This is a genomic window from Bacillus cereus group sp. BfR-BA-01430 (assembly GCF_022663115.1).
GTDB classification, from domain to species: Bacteria; Bacillota; Bacilli; order Bacillales; family Bacillaceae_G; genus Bacillus_A; species Bacillus_A cereus_BD.
On sequence record NZ_JAKUEW010000002.1, the window covers coordinates 586,397 to 599,405 of the forward strand.

The window sequence follows — 13,009 nt, forward strand, 5'->3', positions numbered from 1 at the left end:
TGACATGTTAATCATTGATTGTGATATGCGAAAGCATTGTTAGAAAAGGCTTTTGATTTCGTTACAAAATTACATGTAAGAGGGGTCCCTACTGTTATTATGCTGAATGAAGAAAATAGAGGTGTAAAGCTTGTTGGCGTTCTTTCTTTAAAACATTATGTGAACGGACTCAAACAAGTCCTAAATGTAACGGCGCTTCGCCCAAAATAACAACCCGCTCTTTCTCATTTACTCGAAAAAAGAAATACTAGGAGAAGCATGTTTTATAAAAAGAGAATTGTAAAACAGCAACTATAGGAATGTTTCATACATTATACAATTACAAAGGAGAATTACAATGGCATATATATTACAAGTTGATTTCAAAATGCAAGGACCATTCGGAAATGAAATGGCAGAGGCTTTTTCTGATTTAGCAAAAAGTATCAATGAAGAAAAAGGATTCATATGGAAAATTTGGACAGAAAATCCAGAAACAAATGAAGCGGGTGGAATTTATATGTTCGAAACAAAAGAAACAGCTAAACAATATTTAGATATGCATACGAAAAGGTTAGCTGACTTTGGAATCGCCGATGTAAATGGAAAAATTTTCGAGATTAATGAACCACTCACTCAAATAAATCATGGGCCTCTCGTATAAGAAATTTATAAATATAAACGACTAGCACTGATTTACAAAATATTTAGGTGGCATTCCTTAACAAAGGATGCCACCTTTTTTTACTACCGAGAATATAATGTTTCCTTACATATTCTCTTCTGAATCCCATACAATCATTTTATGAAACCTTTCCATTCATCGGAAACAACAACCCATATTATAGCCTCTCAACCTTTATTCTTTCTCATCTCTTTTTGAATGTTACGCAAAGCTTTTTTTGATCCACGCTCTATATCATGCTGCATTTTTCGTTCTTTATAATCTACAAACAACGTATCTAAATCGTAACCTTCTGGATATAACTCCTTCGCTTCTACCTCTAAAGCGATCCGTTTACTATTTACTTCTATAAACCGGTCTTTGGAAAATACGACAACATTGGAGAATTTATCTTTCTCTCGGTATATAATTCCAAAGTCATCATCATCTAATAATCTCACGCGATCCCCTTTTTTATATGCATATGCCTCTTCTACCGCTTGCTTTACAATTTTAGGTTTTCTTACTTTTCCTTCATGTAGCTTTTCTAAACGGTATTCTTTATTTTCCATATAATCTTTTGCTCTTTGCAATACATGTTCTCGTACATTCATTTTTCGAGAAATCCAAAGCGCATTACTTTCTCCCGACTTTCCAATTAATAATTGATACATCGGTTCCAATGTTTCACTATGAAATTGCATCGCTGCATTCATAAAGTCACTATGCATTTCTGAGAATCGCTTAATCTCGCCATAATGCGTCGTCGCAACAGTGATGCAGCCCATATGATAAAACTCTTCTAAAATAGAAATCGCAAGAGCTGCCCCTTCATTTGGCTCTGTTCCACTTCCTATTTCATCGAATAATAACAGTGTATGATTCGTTGCTCTCCGCATGATTTCAGAAAGATTTTTCATATGAGATGAAAAGGTACTAAGCGCATTTTCGATACTTTGATTATCACCGATATCTACAAAGATATGTTCAAAAACAGCAATCTCCGTTTCTCGCCCTCCTGCAATATGAAACCCCGACATTGCCGCTAATGTTAACAATCCGATCGTTTTCAGAACAATCGTTTTCCCACCAGCATTTGGTCCTGTAATAATTAAGCTTCGATACTTTTGACCAATTTCAAAATTTAGCGGTGTCACTTCTCCTGATAAAAGCGGATGCTTACAATGAACGAACTTTATATAGCCGTAATCATTTAACTTTGGTTCTATTCCGCCAATTTGCTTACTAAATTTTGCTTTGGCAAATACTAAATCATATTGACTCATTAGCTCTATATTTATTTTGATTTGATATATGTTTTCTAATATCATTCCTGAGAGAGTTGCTAATATTTGATATTCTTCCATCGCTTCTTCTGCTTGTAAGCTTGCCAGTTCCACGTTTAATTTTGTAACAGTATTTGGTTCTATAAAAACAGTAGACCCTTTAGAAGAAACTGCAACAATTGTTCCTGCAACTTGATTTTTATAAGACGCTTTCACTGGAATCGTATATCGGTCGTCCTTTTTACTAATAAAGAATTCTTGTATATACTTCTTATTTGCACTACTGTTTAAAAATTTATTTAATCGTTCTTTTATTTTTTCTTCTACCGAATTTATTTGATTTCGAATCCGTTTTAATTCTTTACTTGCAGCAGAATCAACACGGTTTCCTTTTATACAAAATTGTATTTCTTCCTCTATGCTTTTAAATTCGGACATAGAATTTGCATACGCTGCGAGCATTGGCGCAAAAAATTCCTTATCTAACATAAACTTTTTAATCTTGCGACAGCCCCGTAAAAAATCTGCAACAATCACGAACTCGCTTGGCTCTAGAATCATTCCTTTTTCTAGTTTTTGCATGATGTTATCAATATTAGAAATACCTAAAAAAGGTACATGCCCTTCCGCATCTAATATCGCTCGCGCTTCCGTCGTTTCATTCAATCGATTTCGTACTACTTTTATATTCGTACTTGGCTCTAATTGATCCAATAATCGCTTTCCTAACCCACTCACACAATAAGATTTAACAATGTCCTTCAACTCGTTATACTGTAACTTTTCAAAAGTCATTTGATTCACTTTCATTTCTCCTCACTATGATTGATTCACATCATAAATGAAGATACCTACTCATTACATTTTAATGAGCTGGTCATATATTTTGGTTTATTCAAATAGACGCAAAAAAGCTGCGGAGATACCGCAGCTTTCGTTACATTTACAAGGCATGTGTAAAATATAATGAAAGAAACCATAAAAAACATGGCAATCCCATCATCATTACACGCTTATAAAGTATAGTAGGTATCTTCATAGGGTTTCGAAATAAATCCACGGCAAACTAAGGGGTATACTTAATAGAAAATTCCCCTTGTTATTACCAGCTTTATTTCATTCAATTGTTCCTATTTAGAACCTACCACACTCACAAAAAGCACCTCTCATTCATTTATTTCCACTCATTAAAATCTAATTTATTGCAATTATCATACTATATGTTCCAATCCATGTAAAGGTGTCATTTTGTCATGCTTTCATCGTAAGTATACTTCACCCCATGCATGACAGATGCTTTCTTTCCTTACTTTCAGTACAATAAGTATATAACAAAAATAAGGAGTGATTCCCATGACAGATCTCCAAAAACAATTCTTCTCTAGATTGCATATAAAGGAAAAAGAATCGATTTCATTTGAAGATTTAAATGAAATCCTTTACGCGATGGCGCAAACAGTTCCATTTGAGAATTTGGATATTATTCAAGGTAAAGTGAAAGAAATATCAAAAGAACATCTCCAAGAAAAAATTTTAGTAAATAACCGAGGTGGACTCTGCTATGAACTGGGTCCAATGATGTATTATTTCCTTAAAGATTGCGGATTTGATGTTCATCTCGTATCTGGGACCGTTTATAATGCTGCTTCGTCTACTTGGGCTGTCGATTCTGGACATATAGCAACTGTTCTAAAGCACAACAATCAATCTTATTTAATTGAAGTCGGTTTTGGCTCATACCTTCCGCTTGCACCTGTTCCTTTCTCTGGTGAAATCGTCCATTCTGTTACAGGCGACTATCGTATCCGAAAAGAAACGACTGCAAAAGGAAACTATGTTTTAGAAATGAGAATAAATAATGAATTGCTAGATGCTGCTTCCTCTCAGGAGTGGTCTTTAGGGTATGCGTTTTATATAGAAAAAGTAGATGAGAACATTGTAAATGAAGCACAAAAAACAATTGTCGAACATAAAGACTCTCCTTTTAATAAAGTACCTCTTATCGCAAAACTAACTTCTGACGGGCATGTTTCTTTAACAAAAGATAACTTAACTGTAACGAAACAAGGCGAAAAGAGAAAAGAAAAGATAACAAAGCAGCAATATTCAAACCTACTGTATTCAATATTTGGCATCCGATTATAGTTTATCTTTAAAAGGTTTTGTCGCTTCTGACAAGACTTTTTATATATAGCAGGTATTTTTTGCAATTTGTTGTATTTCATAGTTATATAGAGAGTAGATAAACTATATCATTAGAAAGGACATGATTATGACAACATTCAAAAGTAGATTAGACGTACCCGATCAAGAAAAATGGGATTTAACGGATATTTATCAAACAATTCAAGACTGGCAAAATGACTATCAAAAGGTGGAAACATTCGTAGACGACTTACAGACATTCAATGGGAATATTCATGATAGCCATCGTCTCCTTGCCTACTTAACGAAACGCGAAGAAATATCTCGTTTATTCAGTCTCATTTATGCATATGCACGCCTTCAGTCAGACCTTGACACACGTGATACAAAGGCACAGTCTCTTCTAGACAAAGCATCGCAATTGCATGTAAAAATCAGTGCAGCAAGCTCCTTTTTCTCTCCATTTTTACTTAGTATAGAAGAGAAAACGTTACATTCTTATATAGAAGAAAACGAGGGCCTACAATATTATAAAGAAGATTTATTAGAATTATATCGTTATAAAAAACATGTGTTAAATAAAGATAAAGAAGAAATCTTGTCCCAAATGGGTGAAGCTCTTTCTTCCCCTCAGCATACATACGGTATGCTTAACAATGCAGATATTGTATTTGGAACTGTTACAGCAAATGATGGAAAAAAAGTACCTTTAACACGCGGCATGTATGCGAAATTAATAAAAGATGAAAATCGGGATAAAAGAAAAGAAGCATATAAAGCGTACTATCAACCTTATATACAACTGAAAAACTCTATTGCTTCCACTTTATCAGCGGCAATAAAGAATAATGTTACCATTTCAAAAATTAGAAATTATCCTTCTGCCTTAGAAAAGTCTTTATTCGGCGACAATGTTCCAAAGGAAGTATATGATACTTTAATTGAGACAACGAAACAAAATATTGCATCGCTTCATACATATAACAATTTACGAAAAGAAAAATTACAACTAGATGAATTACGACAATACGATTTAAATGTAGATTTAGTGAAAGGTGTGAAACAAGATATCTCTTATGAAGAAGCATTTGAAATCATGCTTACAGCGCTATCCCCACTCGGCGAAGAATACCTTCAAACACTTCGAAGTTTTAAAGATAAACGCTATATTGATGTGAGAGAACTACCTGGTAAACGTTCTGGTGCTTATAATTTCGGTTTATACGATGTTCACCCTTTTATTCTCTTAAATCATAACGATGATTTAAATAGTCTCTTTACATTGACGCATGAATGTGGACATGGCATGCACACTTATTATTCCCATGGTTTCCAACCGAGAATTTCTGCCCATTACTCCATTTTTGTTGCAGAAGTTGCCTCAACCGTAAATGAAGTATTACTGATTCATCATTTATTAAAAGAAGCGAAAGATATAGATGTGCGTAACCATTTAATCAATCACTTTATCGAAAAGTTTAAAGGCACTTTCTTTACACAAGTTATGTTTGCAGAATTCGAGAAAATTACACATGAAATGGCACAAGAAGGCAAACCGCTTAATGCCCAAAGTTTTAACGAAGTATACGAAACATTATTTAGAGAATATAACGGAGAAGCCGTTGTATTTGATGAAGAAGTAAAATATGGTTGGGCGAGAATCCCACATTTTTATCGTCCATTTTATGTTTATAAATATGCAACAGGATTTGCTTCTGCCATCCAAATTGCCGAGCAATTATTAAGCGGCGACCCTCTTGCCCAGCAAAACTATATTGCATTTTTAAAAAGTGGAAGTTCCGATTATCCGCTTCAGCTTTTACAAAAAACGGGTGTCGATTTAACAACACCAAAGCCAATTGAAAGTGCGTTAGAACGTTTTAAGAAACTTGTTGAAGAGTTTTCAACGTTATAATCCAAATAACGGGTGCCTGTCATACAGCGGTACCCGTTATATTTCTATCTTTCTATACGATTCATAATTTTTCGTGTAACATTCCTACTAAAAACATACATGTTAATAGAATATTACATAAAACAAATTAAATGATATATCTTTCCTATTAAAATGGAACATGTAGTATATCGCAAAAAAATATTCTATTTATGTTCTTTTTTCAAGTGAAGAAACAGACTGATTCCTGATGCTAATATACATAAAGCGATTCCAATCCAGGCCGCTGTATAGCCACCTTTATCTACTACAAAACCAAATATAGGCGGCGCCAATAGAATTGCGACTTGATTTAATGTTAAAGCAAAACTAACCGTGAAAGAAACCTCATTTTCCTTAGCCTTTTCTGTAACTTCAACGATAAAAAGACTAAACCAACCAAGGCTAAAAAAGCCTAACAACCCGCTTACAATCCATATATATCCGATTGACATTATCTTGATATTTAATATAGCAATAACACAGAAACATGCAACAAATACAGAAATCATTAACGGCTTAGTTCGATTTCCTCCATAAAGACGATCACTTATAGCCGCTAGAGCAACGCGGCCAATCATCCCGCAAAATAACATAACGGAAAATATCTCTCCTGCCAAAATTGGTGATATAAAAGTTGTAGCAATTAAAAATTTCATAAAGTGTCCCACTACAATCAGTTGTAACGAAATCATACAAATTCCAGTAAACAAAACAGGATATAATTTTTTATTACTTGCGACCATCTTTAACTGTTGCAAAAACGAAATGCTTTTCTTATTACATATACGCTCACTAGAAGAATGAAAAGGTTCTTTGTAAAACAGGAAAAACAAAATCCCCCCAATTACGCATATACTTGAAAGCACATATATAGCAAGCAATAAACTAAATTTTACAGAGAGAAACGGAATGATAAACCCTGCAACAGCTCCTCCTATCGGTATACCCGCCTGCCTAATGCCCATAGCGAACCCTCTATTTTCTTTTGAAAACCATTTTAAAATGACCTTACTCCCACCAGGTTGCGCTGTACTATAGAACACTCCTACAAAACAAAGAACAATGAATAGTCCTATAAATCCATCCGCCAAATGAACAAGTAGTAAAGATCCACCAAGTAAGATAGATCCCATTCCCATTAATAATTTCTCATTATATTGATCAAGCAATCTTCCTACAAAAAGCATACAAAAAAGCGGTCCAATATTAACAGCAGTTAACAACAATCCCATCTGCATATCACTTAAATCATACAGTTTTCCCCAAAAGAAAGATAATGATCCTACACCATATGTAACAAGCGTTGCACTAGCTTGCACTCCTGTCGCTAAAAGCAATACAATCCATTTATAAAAATGAGCACTCTCCGTCATTTTTTCTTGTTTTAACAAGTTCATCCCTCCTGTACACTCTTTATTGTATGAATGTTCAGATATCATGTAAAATAAGTATTAATGATAAAAATCATCAAAAAAATTGATATCTTTTAGGAGGTCTTCCATGGATATAAAAGATCTTACTGTTTTTTACGAAGTTGCGAAAGAAAAAAATATATCTCACGCTGCTCAAAACTTAAATTATGTGCAGTCAAATGTAACGATGCGCATGAAACAATTAGAAAACAAACTTGGGGTACCGCTATTTTACCGTAACGGAAAAGGTGTTTCCTTAACTTCAAATGGGGAAATTTTATTGTCTTATGCACAGCAAATCCTTTCCTTAATGGATCAATCTATACAAGCTGTCCAAAATAATGTATTGCATCCAACAGGGACATTAAAAATTGGAGCTACGGAATCAACAATGGCAGTGCGTCTTCCATCTATATTATCATCCTATTATGACATGTATTCCAAAGTTGATCTTATTTTAGAAACTCACTCAACAGAGCAATTAATTCAGCTCGTTCTTGAAAGAAAACTAGACGGAGCATGTATTGCTGGTCAAGTTCATCATGCTGACCTTGATTCCTTTTTCTTTCAAGAAGAAGAGCTCGTTATCATTAGTAAATCGCCTTTATCCTCTCTAAAAGAACTTGAGCAAATGAATCTACTCGCTTTTAGTCAAGGATGTTATTATCGAAATTTATTTGAGAAATGGGCTTATGAAAAGGGAATTATTCCAAAACGAGTATTAGAATTTGGAACGATTGAAGCAATTCTCGCTTGCGTCAAATCAGGTATGGGAGTTGCAATCATGATCAAATCCCTCATTCAAAATAATGAACATCCTTTTGAACTTACACTTTTACCAAAAAGTGTTTCGAAGGTCCCTACTATGTTTATCGTTCGCAAAGATACCTTTTATTCAAATGCATTACGTAAATTTATTGATAAAATAAATGAAAATGTGTCATTCCATTAGGAGAATTTCCTGACAGTAAATGTATCTTTCTCTTTCGTTACAAAATCATTATTTGATTACTAATATTTCTATTTGCTTACCAGCGCTTTAAGCTCTAATAACATGTTGGAAAATTTGCTTTCATTCCCTCTAAAATAGATGTTGTAAATACAATTTGGGAGTGAAAACATGATAGATAAAAAACATGAATTGTGGCTTGATTCAGCAAAAGGGTTTGCGCTCATCCTTGTTGTTGCTGGGCATGCTTATAATCATAATAACTTTATAACTTATATCTATTGGTTTCATATGCCCGCCTTTTTTCTGTTTAGTGGTTATGTGTCTAAACCGGTAAAACAATGGTCACAAGTCGGACCTTATTTAAAGAAAAGAGCACATAGTCTACTCATCCCTTATATAACATATTTAGGCCTTTTTACAATGATTCGTTATGCAGAGGAGCTAATGCATGGAAATATTTCTTTCAGTTGGTATATAGAGGATATCGGAAAAGTACTATTCGGTGGAAGATTTATTTCCAGCTATTACGGTGTCTTTTGGTTTATAACTTGTCTGTTCTTTACACAAGTATTATTCCTCATCATATTTCTTATTTTTAAAAGAACACAAACCCGCTTATTATTTATTACTTCCTTATATATAGTATCGCATATTGAAGGGAGATATATTAGCACCTTGGGCGGTTTAGAGCCTTCTCTACACGTTTGGATTCCTTGGAATATAGATGTATCTATGCTTGCCCTTGTATATTATTGTATAGGATATTATGTAAAACCATATTTAAAACAAATTCCCCCTGTACTTACAGGACTTTGCACTCTATTGATTATGGGACTGATTACGATTCAAGAGCTAAATTGGCTGGATTATCATTTAAGTATGAAATATGTATCATATAATCATTATGGTTTAGATATAGTAATTCCGCTAATCATGACGATAGCATATTGCGGAATATTTCAACTTATAAAATCAAAAAAAATGCTATCACTTTGTTCTTTCATGAATAACAAAAGTATGGCAATTATGTATATGCACATAGGGGTTAATAAAATTCTTCTTGAATTTATAGATTATGGAAATATAATTTATACGATTGTAGGCGTAACAGTCCCCCTCTTCATCGCTATATTTATTCTCGAAAAGAAAGATACAGTTAGACATTTTTTCTTAGGTATTCAAAGGCGTAGTGAATTAAGGTGTTCTAAAGAAATGAAAATAGAATAAAAGGTATACCTAGATGAAGTGCACCCCAATTGTTAGACCGTGTCTAACAATTGGAGGTGCATGTTTTATGGCTAAATTTTCTTCAAAAGAAAAAATCCAAGCGGTGAAACGATATTTAGATGGTTCAGAAAGTGGAAAAACTATTGCTAAATCTATAGGAGTTACTCCTAGCTTACTTCGTGGGTCGATTAGAAGATATGAATCTTCAGGTGAAAATGCTTTTGAAAAACGCTATACATCCTACTCTACCCAGTATAAACTAGATGTACTTAATTATATGAATGAACAAGGGACATCTATCGGAGAAACAGCGGGACTTTTCAATATTCCGTCTTATGAAACACTTCGGAAATGGAAAATAGCTTATGAAACAGGAGGATTGGATGCCCTAAAATCAAAGAAAAAGGGGCATCCAGCCATGAATGAAAAAATATCGTCATTCTCTTAAGAAATGTGGCATAACACAAAGTATGTCTCGCAAAGGAAACTGTTATGACAATGCCGTTATTGAAAATTTTTTCGGTATCATGAAATCAGAATTTCTGTATCGAAAAGAATTTGAAAGTATAACACATTTCAAACAAGAATTAGCAAAGTACATAGACTACTATAATCATAAAAGAATTAAGACAAAATTAAAGGGTATGAGCCCTGTACACTACCGGGCTCGCACCCTAGAGACTGCCTAATGAAACGACCTGACTAACTTTCGGGGGTCACTTCAAGATAAATGGTATACCGTTTATTCTATTTCTCTTTATTTTTCTTTTAAAACACTATGTAATCGGTCCGGGTAATTCGTAAACATACCTGTTGCTCCCCATCCGATTAACAGTCTCATATCTTCTTTCTCATTAATTGTATAAGGATGAATGAGTAGTCCATTCTCTCTAGCCATTTTCATATATAGTTTATTAATGATTAACTCTCCATTATCATTGCGTAAGTTCGGTCCAATACCAACAGCATATTTTTTAATTTCTTGGAATTCTTTATTTGTTACATGTTGTGGCGCAGATGTAATTTTTGACTCTTCAACAATTTCATTCTTTTCATTTGGATAGTACCAAAGCAATTGAACTAACGGAATGTTTTGATTCATACTATGAATCTTTTTTAAACTTTCTTGGCTAAATGATTGAATCATAACACGACTTGAGGACATATTTTGTCCAACTAAATTATATTTTTCTAACAATCCTAATAATTTCTCTTCCATTCCTGGGTATACATCAGGAGATTTTGTTTCAATGTAATATTTCATACTTCTGCCGTATTTTTGAAAGATCTCTTCAAGTGTAGGCACTTTTTGTCCCACATATTCTTGTTTTGCTTTTTCTGGATAAGCTTTATTAAACCAAGAACCCGCATCTAAACTTTTTATTTCACTTAATGTTTTATCTCGCACTTCACCTGTTCCATTTGTCGTACGATCAACAGCAGTATCATGCATCGCAATCAATTGACCATCTTTTGTTAATTGAATATCTAACTCTAAATAATCCGCTTTCATTTTTTTGACTAAATCATATGAAGCAAAAGTATGTTCAGGAGCATGTCCACTTGCGCCTCGATGAGCAATATTTAAAAATTTATTTGAATGCACCTTATTTTTCATATTTGTTTTCGCATCAACGGTTCCCCCGTAAACAAAACTCCCAATTAACAAGAAAATAACTAGAAAACTTATTATCTTTTTCATTTTTTTCTTTCCTTCCATATTGCAAATTTCAACAAGTTAATGAGATTTGCACGAAATAGAAGAAATACCCCATATATGTTTTTATAAACCTATCCTAACATTGCACCCTTGCTAAAGCATTTCAATCTACTACTCTATGTAACTAAAAACCTTCTTATCGTCACTCCTTTCTTTATCGTAATCGTATTCCCTATTGTGCTTATTTTCCTAAACAAAAAGCCATAAAACGCTTTAGAGCGCACTACTAGCACCCAAAAAACTGTTTTATGGCTTGTCTCAAAATCTCCGGCCTCTATTAACTTGTCGTACTTAATCATACCAAATCTATGAAAATTTGTGAATATTTTTTAACAACTCATGATATTTTTTGTTGTATATAAATAAAGAGCTTTTCTATATTTACTTATTCTTTAGAGAAACTTTATACATTACTTCCGCAAGCCTGAGGTTTTTTTATTTGAATTTATTTTGAATTTTAGTTTCTACCAAAATACTCTCTTTCCAAAATAGAAAAATAATATTGATCAACCCATTTATTTTGCCAAAAAAGCTCTTCCTTAAAAATAGCTTCTCTTCTCATACCAACACGCTTCATTAAAATTGCCGAGCTTATATTATGCTCATTGCACATTCCTACCACTTTATGTGCGTCTAACTTTTCAAAAGCAAACTGTAATAAAAGTTGAATTGCCTCAGTTCCATACCCTTTTCTCTGGTAGCTTGGAAGTATTGCAAAGCCTATTTCCCAACTCTTTCTGTATTCACTATTATTCCATATTTGAGCTAAACCAATTGGAATTTTATTCTTATCCACAACTATACTTACAATAAAATCATAACTTGTTGGTTGTTCCGGATCCTTAATTTTCCTTATATACTCTTCATATATTACATTTTCATCTGATTCTACGTATTCTTCAAAATACCATAAATTCGAATCACACTCTATCCTACAAATAAAATCTAAATCGTGAATTGCTACTTTAGATAGCAATACTTTTTGTCTAAAAAGTTCCATAATAACCTCCTCTCTTAACACGTGCATTCTTTCTTGTAGTACTATAATTATATTTCATTTATCCTGCTATTTATGAGCAGTAAGGCTCTATCTCATTATTCAGAGAGAATAAAGGAGATAGATGACAAACAAAAAAGGGTCAGTTTTGAAAACAGTGATTCAAAACTTATCCTTAAGCTAATTCATTTTATTCGTATCTTTTATAATACAAAATAACGATTCTTCTACATTTCTCTTCTAATCTCTATTAAAAAAGAAGCTAAGATTCCATTTCTGTAATGAATTGCGTGCGTTCTTTATCTCTATAAAATTTAATTTCATGTTTAAATATATAATTCCCATCTTGCATTCTTACCCATTCCTTACTTGTCCAATATACAACTTTCACTTGTGTGTCTAAAATGGTAGAACATACTGTAAGCAACTCGTCCGCATAAAATGGTGCTTCTTTCGCTAATTCAGCAGCTAAAATCTCTGGATCATTGGTGTTGATTTGAAGTTCTCTTGAAGTTTGACCTAAATACTGCCATGGCGAAGAAATGGCATATAAACCGCTGCGATCTACAGATTTTACTTCTGATGTTGAATGTATTGTAGCTGCCGATGCTGGATTACAATGAATCCCAATCATTCCTCCAAATAATAAAGTCCCCATAACAATTTTTTTAAACATATTCTCATCTCCTCT

The 13,009-nt window shown here is 33.4% G+C and carries 12 protein-coding genes and 1 pseudogene; 8 read left to right on the forward strand and 5 right to left on the reverse strand.

Annotation, left to right across the window (positions count from 1 at the left end):
* The first annotated feature begins 36 nt into the window (after window positions 1-36).
* Window positions 37-210, forward strand: a complete 174-nt coding sequence (locus tag MR058_RS07370; RefSeq protein ID WP_242143347.1) for a hypothetical protein — start codon at window positions 37-39, stop codon at window positions 208-210.
* 127 nt (window positions 211-337) lie between these two features.
* Complete coding sequence (locus MR058_RS07375; RefSeq protein ID WP_242143348.1) at window positions 338-643, forward strand: monooxygenase; 306 nt, start codon at window positions 338-340, stop codon at window positions 641-643.
* 188 nt (window positions 644-831) lie between these two features.
* On the opposite strand, the gene MR058_RS07380 is transcribed toward MR058_RS07375, so the two are convergent.
* Window positions 832-2,733 (reverse strand): endonuclease MutS2, encoded by a 1,902-nt coding sequence (locus MR058_RS07380; RefSeq protein ID WP_242143349.1) that lies wholly within the window; start codon window positions 2,731-2,733, stop codon window positions 832-834.
* Window positions 2,734-3,282: 549 nt separating this feature from the next.
* On the opposite strand from MR058_RS07380, the gene MR058_RS07385 reads away from it, so the two are divergent.
* Both MR058_RS07385 and pepF read left to right on the forward strand, forming a co-directional pair.
* Window positions 3,283-4,074: an arylamine N-acetyltransferase family protein gene (locus tag MR058_RS07385; protein ID WP_242143350.1), complete on the forward strand. Its 792-nt coding sequence runs from the start codon at window positions 3,283-3,285 to the stop codon at window positions 4,072-4,074.
* Window positions 4,075-4,201: 127 nt separating this feature from the next.
* Window positions 4,202-5,989 (forward strand): oligoendopeptidase F, encoded by a 1,788-nt coding sequence (gene pepF, locus MR058_RS07390; RefSeq protein ID WP_242143351.1) that lies wholly within the window; start codon window positions 4,202-4,204, stop codon window positions 5,987-5,989.
* A gap of 185 nt (window positions 5,990-6,174) precedes the next feature.
* On the opposite strand, the gene MR058_RS07395 is transcribed toward pepF, so the two are convergent.
* The gene (locus MR058_RS07395) at window positions 6,175-7,401 is read right to left on the reverse strand and encodes an MFS transporter (RefSeq protein WP_242143352.1); all 1,227 of its coding nucleotides are present in this window, start codon (window positions 7,399-7,401) and stop codon (window positions 6,175-6,177) included.
* Window positions 7,402-7,510: 109 nt separating this feature from the next.
* On the opposite strand from MR058_RS07395, the gene MR058_RS07400 reads away from it, so the two are divergent.
* From MR058_RS07400 to MR058_RS23625, 4 genes and pseudogenes are all read left to right on the forward strand, one after another.
* Window positions 7,511-8,374 (forward strand): LysR family transcriptional regulator, encoded by an 864-nt coding sequence (locus tag MR058_RS07400; RefSeq protein WP_242143353.1) that lies wholly within the window; start codon window positions 7,511-7,513, stop codon window positions 8,372-8,374.
* A 168-nt stretch (window positions 8,375-8,542) separates the two neighbouring features.
* Entirely contained in the window at window positions 8,543-9,601 is a 1,059-nt protein-coding gene (locus MR058_RS07405) for an acyltransferase family protein (protein ID WP_242143354.1), read from the forward strand.
* A gap of 67 nt (window positions 9,602-9,668) precedes the next feature.
* Window positions 9,669-10,049: a transposase gene (locus tag MR058_RS23620; RefSeq protein WP_396021426.1), complete on the forward strand. Its 381-nt coding sequence runs from the start codon at window positions 9,669-9,671 to the stop codon at window positions 10,047-10,049.
* A pseudogene (locus MR058_RS23625) lies at window positions 10,024-10,290 on the forward strand (IS3 family transposase); the annotation flags it as partial. The gene MR058_RS23620 and the pseudogene MR058_RS23625, both read left to right, overlap by 26 nt.
* Before the next feature lie 68 nt (window positions 10,291-10,358).
* Here MR058_RS23625 and MR058_RS07415 read toward each other — a convergent pair.
* The 3 genes from MR058_RS07415 to MR058_RS07425 all read right to left on the reverse strand — a co-directional run bounded on the left by MR058_RS07415 (window position 10,359) and on the right by MR058_RS07425 (window position 12,994).
* On the reverse strand, window positions 10,359-11,303 hold the full coding sequence (locus tag MR058_RS07415; protein ID WP_242143355.1) for a glycerophosphodiester phosphodiesterase: 945 nt from the start codon (window positions 11,301-11,303) through the stop codon (window positions 10,359-10,361).
* 475 nt (window positions 11,304-11,778) lie between these two features.
* A complete protein-coding gene (locus MR058_RS07420) occupies window positions 11,779-12,321 on the reverse strand; it encodes a GNAT family N-acetyltransferase (RefSeq protein ID WP_242143356.1) in 543 nt (180 codons plus the stop codon).
* A gap of 259 nt (window positions 12,322-12,580) precedes the next feature.
* Window positions 12,581-12,994: a hypothetical protein gene (locus MR058_RS07425; RefSeq protein ID WP_242143357.1), complete on the reverse strand. Its 414-nt coding sequence runs from the start codon at window positions 12,992-12,994 to the stop codon at window positions 12,581-12,583.
* Window positions 12,995-13,009 lie beyond the last annotated feature (15 nt).